Origin of the sequence: Rathayibacter sp. AY1D2 (assembly GCF_002932695.1) — a bacterium.
Lineage (GTDB): Bacteria > Actinomycetota > Actinomycetes > Actinomycetales > Microbacteriaceae > Rathayibacter.
The window spans coordinates 85972-100422 of sequence record NZ_PSVX01000002.1 but is presented as its reverse complement, the minus strand read 5'-3'; the positions used below and the strand labels follow the sequence as shown (position 1 = coordinate 100422).

Here is a 14451-nt window from a genome sequence, read left to right as displayed (position 1 = left end):
TCGAGGCAGATGTGATGACTGGGTTCGCCGAGCTTTGACGGAGGACTCCGTCGGCGGTCGCCCCCGGAGAGCACTGAAAGAGACGATGGAAGGGCCGTTTCACGTGAAACGGTCCGCTCTAGGGCGGCCTAGCCATTGAAGAGCTACGAGCTTGTCAGGTAGGAGAGGAGGCCCTCGTCGGCTCGACTCGCTCCAACGAGCGCAACATTTCGGATCGAAGTTGCTCAACGGCTGCGGAAGCGTTTCACGTGAAACGCCCCTGCCGAGAACATTGGACGCCCATGCGGATCATCGTGGGACCGACTTCGACCGCAATGCTCGAAAGAGATTGCTCGCCTGACCAGCGGGATAGAGACACCACCCCCCCGAGGCGAAGTTGAGGTCGGAGAATCAAGCTGAAGGGGTCCCTTCGGGCCGTGGGTCTCGGTACGTCGCGTAGTGGCTACTCGACCCGCATGGCGACGGGTGCCTGGTGTCGATCAGCGTCGATCGACCATGTTGTGTCTCCCCAGAGATGGCGCGGGTGGCGATCGTGGTGAGCCTCGATTCGACGCACTACTGCTCTTCACCGGTATGTCTGCGGATATGGCCAGACAGTGGGCGTGGATACATCGCTCCAGGCAACGCCCGCCAGGTACCCACTGGGGGTGGCCGGGTCTCGATACGCGGCAATGCGTCTACTCGACCAGCATGACGACGAGGACCAGGTGGCGATGGATGCCCGTGGGCCTGGTGAAAAGGTGGCGGCGGGGGCGGGATGTACCACGCTGATCTGCGGATAATCGGCCGGCGCGGCGACAGATGTCCGACGTTGGTGGGAGTCGATACGCGGCCTCGGGTTCTTCCCCGAGTTGGCACTAATGGTCTGCTGATGATGACGTGGACCCGTTATTGAGCGGCTACTCGACCCGCATTGTAGGGAGAAGGCGGCGATAGAGGGTCCTGATCGGCCGCGACGCAACTACTCGTCTGGCATGGATTCGAGCTTTCGTTCAGAACTCAGCAGCCATGTGATCAGGAGCGTACGCGCAGCGGACCGTTTCACGTGAAACGGTATGGAGTCAGGAGGCGGCGAGCTTCGCGAGAGTGGAGTAGACGTCGCCGAGGTAGCGGCCGGATGCCTCGATGGCCTGGGGAACGAGTGAGGTCTCGGTCATTCCGGGAAGGACGTTCGCGTCGAAGAACCAGGGGAGTCCGGCGTCGTCGATGATGAAGTCGAGCCGCGACAGGTGGCGGAGTCCCAGCAGTTCGTGGATCGCAACGGCCACGCGGGACACCTCCTCCGTGATCTCCGGCGGGATCCGTGCCGGCGTGTAGAAGTGCGTCTCCCCCGCGTTGTAGCGCGCCTCGAAGGTGTACTGGCCCGCGACGGGTGCGATCTCGACAGGCGGCAGGGCGAAAGGACCGTCACCGAGGTCGAGAACACCGACGGAGACCTCGGTCCCCTGGATCTGCTGTTCGATGAGCACGACGTCGCCATAGGTGTACGCCTCGACCATCGCTCGCGGGAGCTGCGACGACTCCGTCACGATGCTGACGCCCTGGGCCGAACCGCCCTGAGCGGGCTTCACCACGAGGGAGCCCGGCAGGTGCGCCTCGACCTGCTCCAGAATCCCGGCGGCTCCGAGCTCGCGGAAGGTCTCGCGGGGGAGGGTGACGGAGCGCGGGGTCGAGAAGCCCGCGCGAGCGACGAGCGTCTTCGCGGTCGGCTTGAACCAGGCCAGGCGCGCCGCGTCCGTCTGCGAGCCGACGTAGGCGAAGCCAGCCGCCTCGAGGAGCCCGAGGAGCGCACCGTCCTCGCCGCTCGCTCCGTGCACCGCGGGCCAGACGACGTCGGGACGCTTCTGCAGGAGCGTCGAGAGGAGGCCGGCGTCCGGTTCGTGCAGGGAGACGCGGTGGCCCATGGCGGACAGACGGTCCGCCACGCGACGACCCGACCGCAGGGAGACGTCGCGCTCGTGGCTGATGCCACCGCTGATGACGACGATGTCGAGAGTACGGTCGAGCACAGAGAAATCGGTCATGACCAGGGCTTTCTTATCGAAGGAGCGGTGTCAGGAGACATTCGGCGGCAGGACGGCGTCGCGCTTGCTCGCGTCGGCGCTGCTCAGCCGGCCCGTACCCGCGAAGGTCGACAGCAGGTCGAGCTCCCCGTTGATGACCGTGGCGAGGCGGCGGATGCCGTCTCCGATGCGCTCCGGCGTCGGGTAGCAGAACGAGAGGCGGATGTTCTGACGTCCGTCTCCGTTGCCGTAGAACGCGGTACCCGGCGTATACGCGACGAGCTCCTTCACTGCGCGCGGCAGCATCGCCTTGGAGTCGAGCTCCTCGGGCAGCGTGACCCAGACGTAGAAGCCGCCGTTCGGGTTCGTCCAGCTGAGGCCGGGCAGATGGGTCTGCAGGCCCTTCAGCATCGCTTCCTTCCGCTCACGGTAGACGCCGCGGAAGGTGTCGATCTGTCCGCGCCAGTCGGCCGTTTCGAGGTACTTCGAGATGACCAGCTGGCTGAAGGACGACGGACTGAGGACGGCCGCCTCGTTGGCGAGGATCAGCCGCTCCCGGATCGCGTGCGGAGCGAGAGCCCAGCCCACCCGGAAGCCGGGAGCGAGCGTCTTCGAGAACGTCCCGAGGTAGATCACCCCGTCCTCCTCCAGCGAGCGCATCGCCTTCGGCGGGACGTCCTCGAAGTAGAGGAGGCCGTACGGGTTGTCCTCGAGCACGAGGATTCCCTCGGACTTGCAGATCTCGAGGATCTCGACGCGGCGCTCCCAGCTGAGGGTCACGCCTGCGGGGTTGTGGAAGGTGGGGATCGTGTACAGGAACTTGATCGTCTTGCCGGCGGCGCGCACGCGGGCGATGTGCTCGCGGAGGGCCGCGGGGATGAGCCCGTGCTCGTCCATCGGGACGTGCTCGACCTCGGCCTGGTACGACCGGAAGATGACCATCGCCGTGACGTAGCTGGGGCCCTCGGAGAGGACGACGTCCCCCGGGTCCAGGAAGAGCTTGGAGACGAGCTCCAGGGCGTGCTGAGAACCCGTGGTGACCACGATGTCGTCCGCGCTGGCGGAGATGCCCTCGAGGGCCATGACGTCGAGGATCTGCTCGCGCAGGACGGGGACGCCCTGGCCCGACCCGTACTGCAGCGCGACGGGCCCCTGCTCCCGCATCACCGTCTCGATGGCGCCGGTCACCAGGTCCTGGGGGAGCGCGGACACGAACGGCATGCCGCCGGCGAGCGAGACCACTTCGGGGCGTGACGCGACGGCGAACAGGGCTCGGACCTCGCTGGCGGCCAGACCGGCCGTGCGCTCCGCGTAGGAGTTGTACCAGGGGTCGAGGTTGGTGCCGCGGTTGGTCACGATGGTTCCGCTTCGCTCGGTGGACAGGGTCTCTCCGGCCGGAGCCGGGTGGATCCACAGTACCGGCCGGTCCTGTGCTGCGGCGGGGCGGTCGGTCGCCACCGCAGGGAGCGTGGCCTGCGTCCCAGCGGGACTGTTTCACGTGAAACAGCTCCGGGAACGAGGAGAGCCCCCGTCACGACGTGACAGGGGCTCTCAGACACCGCACGGGGCGGTCAGAGGTGCGAACTCAGAGGAACGCGGCCAGGTCGGCCTCGAGGGCCGGCTTCGGCTTGGCGCCGATGACGGTCTTCACGACCTCGCCCTTCTGGTAGACCTTCATCGCCGGGATCGACGTGATCTGGTACTTCGCGGCGGTCTGCGGGTTCTCGTCGACGTTCAGCTTGACGATCTCGATCTTGTCGCCGTGCTCGGCCGAGATCTGGTCGAGGATCGGTGCGACCATGCGGCAGGGGCCGCACCACTCGGCCCAGAAGTCGACCAGGACGGTCTTCTCGGAGTCGAGGACGTCGGACTGGAACGATGCGTCGGTGACGCTCTTCGCGGTGGACATGGTGTTCTCTCCTTCACGAGTCGGCGGGCTGCCGGCTCCGATGTGCGATGACCGGACGGTCAGCGGGTGATGAGCTCGGCCCGGGGTGAGCCTTCGGTGTGGGCGGTGCCATCGGCGAGCGAAGCGAGGTAGTGCTCCGCGTCGAGGGCGGCGACCGTTCCGGATGCCGCGGCGGTGACGGCCTGACGGTAGGTCGGGTCGATCACGTCGCCGGCGGCGAAGACGCCGGGAACGGAGGTCTGGGAGGAGCGGCCGACCACCGAGATGGTGCCCTCGGTGGTGAGGTCGAGTTTGCCGTGAACGACGTGCGTGCGCGGGTCGTTGCCGATCGCGATGAACAGGCCGTCGAGGTCGAGGTGGGACTCGGTGCCGTCGACCGTGTCGCGCAGCTTCACGCCGTCGACGTGGTTCTCGCCGGTGATGCCGGTGACCTCGGCGTTCCAGATGAACTCGATCCTCTCGTTGTCGAAGGCGCGCTTCTGCATGACCTTCGAGGCGCGGAGAGAGTCCTTGCGGTGGATCACGTAGACCTTCACGGCGTGCTTGGTGAGGAAGGTCGCCTCCTCCATGGCGGAGTCGCCTCCGCCGACGACGGCGATGGTCTTCCCCTTGAAGAAGAAGCCGTCGCAGGTGGCACACCACGAGACACCGTGTCCCGACAGGCGGTCCTCATCGTGGAGGCCCAGCTTGCGGTAGGCGGATCCGGTCGCGACGACGACGGTCTTCGCCTCGATGCTCTCACCGGAGCCGAGGTGGACGGTCTTGATCTCACCCTCGAGATCGAGGGAGGTGACGTCGTCGTAGAAGGTCTCGGCGCCGAACTTCTCGGCCTGCGCCTGCATCGAGGTCATCAGCTCGGGGCCGAGGACGCCGTCGGGGAAGCCGGGGAAGTTCTCGACGTCCGTCGTGTTCATCAGGTCGCCGCCGATCTCGACCGACGAGGCCACGACCACCGGGTGCAGCTCGGCGCGCGCCGCGTAGATGGCGGCGGTCCAGCCGGCGGGGCCGGATCCGATGATGACGATGTCGCGCACGGCAACTCCTCGGGGTCTGTACGAGCGGTGACGGGTGGGGCGGGAGCCGAGCACCCGGAGCCGGTCGCTCGAATCGTTCCGCGGCTCCGTGGGCTACAACACATCCTAGGCGGGCACTATTCCGCGGGCCCGGGAGCGTGGGCAGCGCTACGGTCCGGTCGACTCAGCAGAATCAGAAAGAGCCTCTGACCAGGCTTTTACCGGAGCAGCATCAGCGGCCCAGTCGGCGGAGCACCGGAGCGAGGACGGCGCGCAGCTCCGGCACCCGGAGGAACCAGAGGACCGCGAAGTAGACGAGCGCCATCACGGTGCCGATCGCGGCCATCGAGAGCAGCGGCTCCACGTAGTTCGAGACGGCGAAACCGCCCGCGCGCGTGCCGCCGAGGGCGACCAGGACGCCGTAGCCGGCGGCGGCGGAGGGCAGCGCGGCGAGGACGAACTGCGCGAGCCTGACGAGGATCCGCCTGCCTCCGCGGCCGCCGAGCCGGCGGCGCAGGAGGAGGGCCGCCACGAGGGCCTGCACGCAGATGCCGAGCGAGGTCGCAGCGGCGATGCCGACGGCGGTGCGGTCGGCGGGGAGCCGGAGCACGATCAGGTACCCGGCGACCGCCACGACGACCTGCACCAGGGTGAACAGGAACGGCCGCGCTCCGTCGCTCAGGGCGTAGAACGCGCGCTGCATGATGGCGATCGAGGAGAACAGCGGCAGGGCGATCACGTAGGCCATGGCGATCGCTCCGATGGCCTGCGCGTCCGCGAACGAGTCGGTGAAGACGGAGCCGAACGGCACCGCGACCACGACGATCGCGGCGGCGGCGAAGACGAGCATCATCAGCACCAGGCGGAGCGAGGTGGAGACGTCCGAGCGGAACTCCTTCATCTCCCCCCGCGCGGTGTGGCCGCTCATCTTGGTGAAGTACGCCATGGCGATCGAGATCGCGATGACCGAGTGGGGCAGCATGAAGATCAGCCACGCCTTCTGCAGCGCCGCGGCCGAGGGCCCCTCGCCGGACGCGGTGGAGGAGACCTGGCTCTCGACGATGCCGGCGACGATGGTCAGCAGCACCGTGGCGAACGACCACAGCGACATCCGCCCGGCCGTGCCGAGACCGACGCCCCGGAAGCGGAAGTCGGGGCGGTAGCTGAGGCCGACCCTCCGCCAGAAGAGCATCAGGAACAGCGACTGGACGACGATGCCCAGTGTCGCGCTCCCGCCGAGGAGGGTGACCATCGCCGGGGACCACGAGTCGACCGGACGGTTCCCCTCCGGATCGGCGCCGAACAGCACCATGAAGGCGACGAGCCCGGCGATCACCACGACGTTGTTCAGCACGGGCGCCCAGGTGAAGGGGCCGAACGAGCCGCGGGCGTTGAGCACCTCGCCGAGGATCGTGAAGAGGCCGTAGAAGAAGACCTGCGGCAGGCACCAGAACGCGAAGGCGACGGCCAGCTGGTACTGCTCCGGTCCGTAGCCGGGCGCGTAGAGGCGCACGAGCAGGGGAGCGAGGACCGTGGCGGCGATCGTGGTCACCAGGAGCAGGCCGAGCGCCAGGGTCAGCAGGCGGTTGATGTAGCCGCGGCCGCCGTCGGCGTCGAGGCCCGCCCGCACGATCTGCGGGACGAGGACGGCGTTCAGAGCGCCGCCCGCGATGATCGAGTAGATCGTGTTGGGCAGCAGGTTCGCCGTCGTGAAGGCGTCCGCGCCCGGCGCGACCGCGGCTCCGATCGTGTTCGCCATGACGATCGACATGACGAAGCCGAGGATCCGCGAGACCATCGTGCCGGAGGCGAGGACGGCGCTCGCGCGTCCGAGGGAGAAGCTAGCCACGCGGGTCCGATCGCTGGTCGTCGAGGTCGGGCTGGACCTCGAGCACGGCGTTCGGGTCCTCCTCGTCCTCAGGGGTGTCGCCTCGACGGCGACGGCGGATGTTGCGGAGGATGCCGGCTCCGAAGACGACGACGAGCGCGATCCCGATGACCAGGGTGCCGACGGTCTCCCAGTCGGCGCGGACGCTGGTTGTCATGCCCGTGGGGGTGCCGATGGGGACGCCCTGCGCCGAGGTCAGCTGCAGGCCGAGGCTCGTCTCGCCGTTGCCGACCCGGGCCTTCACGGGGATGAGGACGCGGCCCTGCGAGCGGGCGTCGATCTCGGTGGTCTCGATCGCGTCCTCGTCGATGTCGAGGACGGCGTTCGAGGTCGAGGCCTGGATGCGGACGGCGATCGGCCAGGGGAGCTCGTTGCGGACGTACACGGGGATGCTCGAGTCGCGGGAGACCTGCAGGATGCTGCCGGTCGCGTCGATCGACACCAGCGAGAGCGTCCGGTCGGCCTCGGTCATGGCCGCGCCGACGGCGTCGCCCCAGCCGCTGCCGTCTCCGCGCCAGGTCACCGAGAGCAGCGCCAGCACGTCGTTGCGGCTCTTGCCCGACAGCAGCTCCGGCTCCTGCAGCACGGAGGAGAACGCCTCGACCTCGGAGCCGGCGTCGAGCAGGTCGCGCACCCGGTCGGGCCGCGACGCCGACTCCGGCGAGTCGACGACGCTCGCGCCCTCGGTCGCGGGGACGGCGAGGGCGGTGGAGAGGGCGACTCCGCGGGCCCAGGGCAGCGACTCGATCGCGTCGAGGGTCTCGGAGAGGCGCGCGGCGCCGATCGCCGAGCCGCGGCCGAGGGTGAGCACGACGTCCGGCGCGGTCCCCTCCTCCTGCACCTCGGCGAGATCGGTGGCGATCTCGGACATGCGGGCGCGCCACTCGGTGTCGTCGGTGGCGGTGGCGGCCGCGTCGAACGCCTCGGTGAGGCGCGAGTCGGCCACGACCAGGTCCGAGTCGCCGACGGTGGCGCGCGAGGTGGTGGTCACCTCCTCCGGCAGCAGGAGACCCGAGGAGGGGACGACCGTGCGGTTCACTCCGCTGGCCGCGTAGACGTCGAGGTCCGACCCCCGGAGGGTGCCCTCGTCGGGCCACGCGACGCTGCCGAGGGAGGTGCTCCAGTCGGAGGCGAGCAGCGACTCGGTGCTCGGACGCGCCGGCAGGTCCTCGGCCGGCTGGTCGGAGTCGACGGCGACCGTGGGCGCCGGGCTGGCGGTGCCGGGGACCGCGGCGAAGCGGGTGTCGTCGATCGCGTACTCGAAGGAGGTGGGAGAGAGGAGCGCGGAGAGCCCGGCCTGCGCCTGGGCCGAGACGTCGGCGTCGGCGTACGGCAGGGCGAAGCGCTCGTTCGGCACGGACTGCAGCCGGTCGAGCCAGTCGAGGGCGGACTCCGGAGCGGCGCTGCCGAGAATGCGGATCGAAGCGAGGATGCGCGGGTCGACCCCGATCGTGACGCCCTTCCCCGCGACCGCGTCGAGCTGCCGGGTGAGGGTCCCCGTGCCGTCGGTGTAGTCGGCGAGGGCCTCGGCCGAGAGCAGGCCGTCGGCCGTGTCCGGGACGGTGAGCGGGACGAGGACGCTGACGCCGGTCTCGCGCTCCGGGGCCACCGCGTCGTCGGTCAGCTCGACGGCGGTGCGAGCGGTCGAGACGACACCACCCGGACCGGTGACCGTGACGAGGACGGCGTGGGTGCCGAGCGCGGTCCGGTCGTTGGAGAAGGGGATCTGGTCGACCGGCACGGTGAGGCCGGCCTCGGCGGTGCTGGAGGGCAGCAGGCGCAGCTGGGCGGTCGCACGGACCGGGTCGGTGTCGTTGTCGGCCTCGGCGTCGAGCCAGTCGTGCAGCTCCGCGCGGGTGTCGAGGGTGGCGTAGGAGAGGGCGACCGTCACGTCGGCGCTGTCGATCGCCTCGGTGGTGCCGTTGCGCACGGCGATCGAGAGCTCGAGGTCCTGGCCGGGCCGCAGGACGCCGTCACTGCCGGCCCCGGCGGTCGTGGTGACGGGGCCGGGAGGGGGCGGTGAGGGCGCGGGCGCGGCGGTGACCGGGGCCGCGAGGGCGGGGGAGGCCACGCCGGTCAGGCCGAGCGCGAGGGCGGCAGCACCTGCCGAGCGGAGCAGGAGGAGGGCCGCCCGCGAGCGGCGGGAGCGGAGGGAGGGGTCGCGCCGATGCATCGGACTCACTCGGCCTCCATGCGGGTGATTCTACGGGCAGCCCTCCTCGGGGCAGGCGGTGCGTCCGCTGTGCAGGCGGTTCCCCCGCGTAACCCCCTGGCACGGTCACCCGCTGCCGGGACACCCCCCGCCACTAGGATCGTGCGAATGCACAGCGTCCAGACCGCTCTCGAGACCCTCCGCGCGCTCGCGGGGACGCCCACGGTGGCGCGGCTGGCGGAGGCGTTCGCAGCCCAGGGCCACGAGCTCGCGCTGGTCGGCGGCCCGGTCCGCTACGCCTTCCTCGGCCACGGCGTGCACGACCTCGACTTCACCACCTCCGCACGCCCCGACGACATCGTGCGGATCGTCGCTCCGATCGCCGAGGCGCACTGGGACATCGGCCGGGCCTTCGGCACGATCGGCGCTCGCGTGGCCGGCGAGACGGTCGAGATCACGACCTACCGCAGCGACAGCTACGACGGGGTGAGCCGCAAGCCCGAGGTCGAGTTCGGCGACTCGCTCGAGGGCGACCTGGTGCGGCGCGACTTCACGGTCAACGCGATGGCGCTGCGGCTCCCGGAGGTCGTCCTCGTCGATCCCTCGGGAGGAGTGGAGGACCTGCTCGCCGGCCGGCTGCGCACCCCCTCCCCCGCCGACCTCTCCTTCGGCGACGATCCGCTCCGGATGCTCCGCGGCGCGCGCTTCACCTCGCAGCTCGGCTTCCGCACCACCGACGAGGTCGAGTGGGCGATGGCCGAGCTCGCCGGCCGAATCGACGACGTCTCGGCGGAGCGCGTGCAGGAGGAGCTGCGGAAGCTCCTCGCGACCGCCTCGCCCCGAGCCGGCCTGGAGCTGCTCGTCGACACCGGTCTGGCCGGTCGCTTCCTCCCGGAGCTGCCCGCGCTGCGCCTGGAGCAGGACGAGCACCACCACCACAAGGACGTCTACACCCACAGCCTCACCGTGCTGGAGCAGGCGATCGCGCTGGAGGAGTCGCGGCACCCCGGAGCCGCGCCCGACGTGGTGCTGCGGCTCGCCGCCCTCCTGCACGACATCGGGAAGCCGGCCACGCGGCGGCTCGAGCCGGGCGGAGCGGTGAGCTTCCACCACCACGACCTGGTCGGCTCCAAGCTCGCGATCAAGCGGATGCGCGCCCTCAAGTTCGACAACCAGACGACGAAGGACGTGGCCCGTCTCATCGAGCTGCACCTGCGCTTCTTCGGGTACACGGACGGCGCGTGGACCGACTCCGCGGTGCGCCGCTACGTGACCGACGCCGGGCCCCTGCTCGAGCGGCTGCACATCCTCACCCGCGCCGACGTGACCACGCGCAACCGCCGCAAGGCCGACCGGCTCGCGCACGCCTACGACGACCTCGAGGCGCGCATCGCGGAGCTCGCCGAGAAGGAGGAGCTCGCCTCCAAGCGCCCCGACCTCGACGGCACGCGGATCATGGAGATCCTCGGCCTCGCCCCGGGCCCCGAGGTCGGGCAGGCGTACCGGTTCCTGCTGGAGCTGCGGCTCGAGGAGGGTCCGCTCGGCGAGGAGGTCGCGACGCAGCGGCTCCGCGAGTGGTGGGCGTCGCGCTGAGGCGCTGAGCCGGGCCCCGTGCTCGCCTCGCCCTGCGCCCTGGATGGTGCGCCTCGAGCGGATCCGTCCGGCGCGTCGCGGCGGTCCTGTTGTAGTCTGTACAGGTTGTCCACGACCAGACGCACTCGCGTCCGCGGGAGTGGGCAGATGCTACATACCCTCCTGTCACGGAAATACCGTGGCCGTTCAGTCCGAAGGAGGTGGGTTAGTGACGCATCAGTACGAGATCATGGTCATCCTGGACCCCGAGATCGATGAGCGCACCGTCGCTCCGAGTCTCGACAAGTTCCTCAACGTCATCCGCACCGATGGTGGATCCATCGACAAGGTCGACGTCTGGGGCCGCCGTCGTCTGGCGTACGAGATCAACAAGAAGTCCGAGGGCATCTACGCCGTCGTCGACTTCACGTCGACCTCCGCCGCAGCGAACGAGCTCGACCGTCAGCTGAAGCTGTCCGAGGCCGTCATGCGCACCAAGGTGCTGCGGGCCGAAGAGGGCATCGCCCAGGTCGCGGCCGCCGCGAAGCTCGCCGACGAGAAGGCCGCCCGCAAGGCTGCCAAGGCCTCGGCCGCTCCCAAGGCGTAGCGCTCATGGCCGGCGAGACGATCATCACCGTGGTGGGGAACCTCACCGCCGACCCCGAGCTGCGGTACACGCAGGGCGGGCTCGCGGTCGCGAACTTCACCATCGCCTCCACGCCGCGCACCTTCGACCGTCAGGCGAACGACTGGAAGGACGGCGAAGCGCTGTTCCTCCGCGCGTCCGTCTGGCGCGAGTTCGCCGAGAACGTCGCAGGAACGCTGACCAAGGGCAGCCGCGTCATCGCGACCGGCCGCCTGAAGCAGCGCTCCTACGAGACGAAGGAAGGCGAGAAGCGCACCAGCATCGAGCTCGAGATCGACGAGATCGGGCCCTCGCTGCGCTACGCGACCGCGCAGGTCACGCGCGCCTCCGGTGGAGGCGGACGCGGCCAGGCCGGTGGCGGCCAGGGCAACGGCGGTCAGATCGGCGGCGGCCAGGGCGGCTTCGGCGGCGGCGGTCAGGGGGGCTCCGGCAACGCCGGCGGCAACCGTGGCGGTCAGGCCGAGGAGCCGTGGGCGCCGAGCGCTCCCGCCGGTGGCGACGTGTGGAGCACGCCGGGCAGCTACAACGACGAGACGCCGTTCTGAGCCTCGGCTCGGACGCTCTCCTCACCTGAATCACGCCTCCCCCGCACCGCGATCGCTCGCGGCGGGGCAGGGGCGAACCAGAATCTAAGGAAACCACTATGGCTGGAAAGAGCAGCGGCGACCGCCGCAAGCCGATCCGCGGCAAGGGCGCGAAGAACGCGGCCCCCGCGAAGTCGGTCCGCGTGGGTGTCATCGACTACAAGGACGTCGCGACCCTCCGCAAGTTCATCTCGGAGCGCGGGAAGATCCGCGCCCGTCGTATCACCGGCGTCTCCGTTCAGGAGCAGCGCCTCATCGCCCGTGCCGTCAAGAACGCCCGCGAGATGGCGCTCCTGCCCTACGCCGGCAGCGGAAGGTAGGTAACGGTATGTCCAAGGTCATCCTGACCCACGAGGTCGACGGACTCGGCTCGGCCGGCGACGTCGTCGACGTGAAGAACGGGTTCGCCCGCAACTACCTCATCCCGCAGGGCTTCGGCGTCGCGTGGACCCGCGGTGGCGAGAAGCAGGTCGAGCAGATCAAGTCGGCGCGAGCCGCTCGTGAGCACAAGACCATCGAAGAGGCCCAGCACACCAAGCAGGTCCTCGAGGCCAACCGCGTGAAGCTGACGGTCAAGGCCGGCAAGGACGGCCGCCTGTTCGGCTCGGTGAAGACCTCCGACATCGCGAACGCGGTGGCGGCGGCCGGATTCGGCGAGCTCGACAAGCGCAAGATCGTCATCTCGAACGCGATCAAGCACGTCGGCGAGCACGAGGCCGTGGTGCGTCTGCGTGACGACATCCAGGCCACTGTGAAGCTGCAGGTGGTCGCGGCCAAGTAAGGCCGCGAGAACGCCGCGGAGGGCGGTGCGACGGGACTTCCGAGTCCCCTCGCACCGCCCTTCGTCGTTCCCGTTCTCCACAGCTCCATCCACATACACCCTCCAGCGTGACCAACCTTCACTGTGGTCTTGAGACTCTTTTCCCCACACACCTGTGGAAAGCAGGAAATGCCTGGTCAGAGGCCAGAAAAAACTTGCAGAGAGCCGCTGATCCCACAGGGTTGTCCACATGTTGCCCACAGTGGGCCCGGCGTTTCCCCTCGGTTCTGCACAGCTCTCTCCACAGGGCGGTTTGCGTGCCGCGGGCGGCGGTCCGTAGGGTGGCGCAGCGCCCCGCGAGGGGTGCGGGCAGGCGCCCGTGCGCCGCTGTCGGAGGTCGCTGGTAGACCGGATCCCGGCACCGGCTCGACCGGACGCGCAGCACCCGACAGGAGGAGGCGAAGGCATGACGATCGCGCACCTGGCGGTACCCGGCTCGGACGGACGGGACGGTCGCGGAGACCGCGGTGAGTCGCGCGGGAACGAGCGGACCCCTCCGCACGACCTCCTCGCCGAGCAGTCGGCGCTGGGCGGCATGCTGCTCTCGAAGGACGCGGTCGCCGACGTCGTCGAGAGCGTCAAGGGCACCGACTTCTACATCCCCAAGCACGAGATCGTCTTCGACGCGATCCTCGCCCTCTACTCGCACGGCGAGCCGACCGACGTCATCGCGGTCACCGACGAGCTCACGAAGCAGGGCGAGCTGCAGCGGGCCGGCGGCGCCGACTACCTGCACACGCTCACCTCGATGGTCCCCACCGCGGCCAACGCTGGCTACTACGCCTCCATCGTCGCCGAGCGCGCTCTGCTGCGCCGCCTCGTCGAGGCGGGCACCCGCATCGCGCAGATGGGCTACCAGGGCGAGGGCGAGGTGCTCGACCTGGTCAACACGGCGCAGGCCGAGATCTACAACGTCACCGGCTCCGAGACGGCGGAGGACTACGTCCCGCTGACCGACGCGGTGACCGTCGCGATCGACGAGATCGAGGCGGCCGCTCACAAGGACGGCAGCTTCACCGGCGTCCCCACCGGCTTCGCCGACCTCGACGACCTGACCAACGGCTTCCACGCCGGGCAGATGATCATCGTCGCCGCGCGCCCCGCGCTCGGAAAGTCGACGCTGGCGCTCGACTTCGCCCGTGCCGCCGCGATCAAGCACAACATGGCCACGATCTTCTTCTCCCTCGAGATGGGGCGCAGCGAGATCGCGATGCGCCTCCTCTCGGCCGAGGCGTCCGTGCCGCTGCAGCACATGCGGAAGGGCACGGTCGACCAGCGCGACTGGACGACCATCGCCTCCACCCGCGGCCGGATCAACGACGCGCCGCTCTACATCGACGACTCGCCCAACATGACCCTCGTCGAGATCCGGGCGAAGTGCCGCCGGCTCAAGCAGCGGGTCGGGCTCAAGATGGTCGTCATCGACTACCTGCAGCTGATGACCTCCGGCAAGAAGGTCGAGAGCCGCCAGCAGGAGGTCTCGGAGTTCTCCCGTGCCCTCAAGCTCCTCGCGAAGGAGCTGCAGGTGCCGGTCATCGCGCTCTCGCAGCTGAACCGAGGCCCCGAGCAGCGCGCCGACAAGCTCCCCGCCATCTCGGACCTCCGCGAGTCCGGCTCGATCGAGCAGGACGCCGACATGGTGATCCTCCTGCACCGCGAGAGCGCCTACGAGAAGGACAACCCGCGCGCGGGCGAGGCCGACCTCATCGTCGCCAAGCACCGCAACGGCCCGACCCGCACGGTGACCGTTGGCTTCCACGGCCACTTCTCGCGCTTCGCCGACATCCCGGCGGTCTGACGTGTGCTACCGACAGGGGCGAGTCCCGGTCATGATCTTCCCAATTTGACCTACTCAGTGCGAGGT

The 14451-nt window shown here is 69.5% G+C and carries 12 protein-coding genes; 6 read left to right on the top strand and 6 right to left on the bottom strand.

Annotated elements, in window-relative coordinates; all coding sequences use genetic code 11:
• Nucleotides 1-1061 precede the first annotated feature (1061 nt).
• The 6 genes from C5D04_RS01030 to C5D04_RS01005 all read right to left on the bottom strand — a co-directional run bounded on the left by C5D04_RS01030 (nt 1062) and on the right by C5D04_RS01005 (nt 8986).
• Nucleotides 1062-2024: an ATP-grasp domain-containing protein gene (locus C5D04_RS01030; RefSeq protein WP_104347045.1), complete on the bottom strand. Its 963-nt coding sequence runs from the start codon at nt 2022-2024 to the stop codon at nt 1062-1064.
• Nucleotides 2025-2054: 30 nt separating this feature from the next.
• Nucleotides 2055-3386 carry a PLP-dependent aminotransferase family protein gene (locus tag C5D04_RS01025; RefSeq protein WP_374954371.1) on the bottom strand — a complete coding sequence of 444 codons (1332 nt, stop codon included), beginning with the start codon at nt 3384-3386 and terminating at the stop codon, nt 2055-2057.
• A 202-nt stretch (nt 3387-3588) separates the two neighbouring features.
• Nucleotides 3589-3912 (bottom strand): thioredoxin, encoded by a 324-nt coding sequence (gene trxA / locus C5D04_RS01020; protein ID WP_104222687.1) that lies wholly within the window; start codon nt 3910-3912, stop codon nt 3589-3591.
• A gap of 59 nt (nt 3913-3971) precedes the next feature.
• Nucleotides 3972-4946, bottom strand: coding sequence for a thioredoxin-disulfide reductase (trxB, locus tag C5D04_RS01015; protein ID WP_104347047.1), 975 nt, complete (start codon nt 4944-4946; stop codon nt 3972-3974).
• 211 nt (nt 4947-5157) lie between these two features.
• Nucleotides 5158-6774 (bottom strand): murein biosynthesis integral membrane protein MurJ, encoded by a 1617-nt coding sequence (gene murJ / locus C5D04_RS01010; protein WP_258065375.1) that lies wholly within the window; start codon nt 6772-6774, stop codon nt 5158-5160.
• Nucleotides 6767-8986, bottom strand: a complete 2220-nt coding sequence (locus C5D04_RS01005) for a DUF6049 family protein (protein ID WP_104347075.1) — start codon at nt 8984-8986, stop codon at nt 6767-6769. The genes murJ and C5D04_RS01005 overlap by 8 nt, the downstream gene beginning before the upstream one ends.
• A gap of 147 nt (nt 8987-9133) precedes the next feature.
• Here C5D04_RS01005 and C5D04_RS01000 point away from each other — a divergent pair, with 147 nt between their 5' ends.
• From C5D04_RS01000 to dnaB, 6 genes are all read left to right on the top strand, one after another.
• The gene (locus C5D04_RS01000) at nt 9134-10558 is read left to right on the top strand and encodes a CCA tRNA nucleotidyltransferase (RefSeq protein WP_104347074.1); all 1425 of its coding nucleotides are present in this window, start codon (nt 9134-9136) and stop codon (nt 10556-10558) included.
• A 208-nt stretch (nt 10559-10766) separates the two neighbouring features.
• A complete protein-coding gene (gene rpsF, locus C5D04_RS00995; RefSeq protein WP_068207796.1) occupies nt 10767-11144 on the top strand; it encodes a 30S ribosomal protein S6 in 378 nt (125 codons plus the stop codon).
• 5 nt (nt 11145-11149) lie between these two features.
• On the top strand, nt 11150-11728 hold the full coding sequence (locus tag C5D04_RS00990) for a single-stranded DNA-binding protein (RefSeq protein WP_104222691.1): 579 nt from the start codon (nt 11150-11152) through the stop codon (nt 11726-11728).
• A 98-nt stretch (nt 11729-11826) separates the two neighbouring features.
• Entirely contained in the window at nt 11827-12087 is a 261-nt protein-coding gene (gene rpsR / locus C5D04_RS00985; RefSeq protein ID WP_055784551.1) for a 30S ribosomal protein S18, read from the top strand.
• An 8-nt stretch (nt 12088-12095) separates the two neighbouring features.
• On the top strand, nt 12096-12548 hold the full coding sequence (gene rplI, locus C5D04_RS00980) for a 50S ribosomal protein L9 (protein WP_104222692.1): 453 nt from the start codon (nt 12096-12098) through the stop codon (nt 12546-12548).
• A gap of 445 nt (nt 12549-12993) precedes the next feature.
• Nucleotides 12994-14385: a replicative DNA helicase gene (dnaB, locus tag C5D04_RS00975; protein WP_104225797.1), complete on the top strand. Its 1392-nt coding sequence runs from the start codon at nt 12994-12996 to the stop codon at nt 14383-14385.
• The last annotated feature ends 66 nt before the right edge of the window (nt 14386-14451 follow it).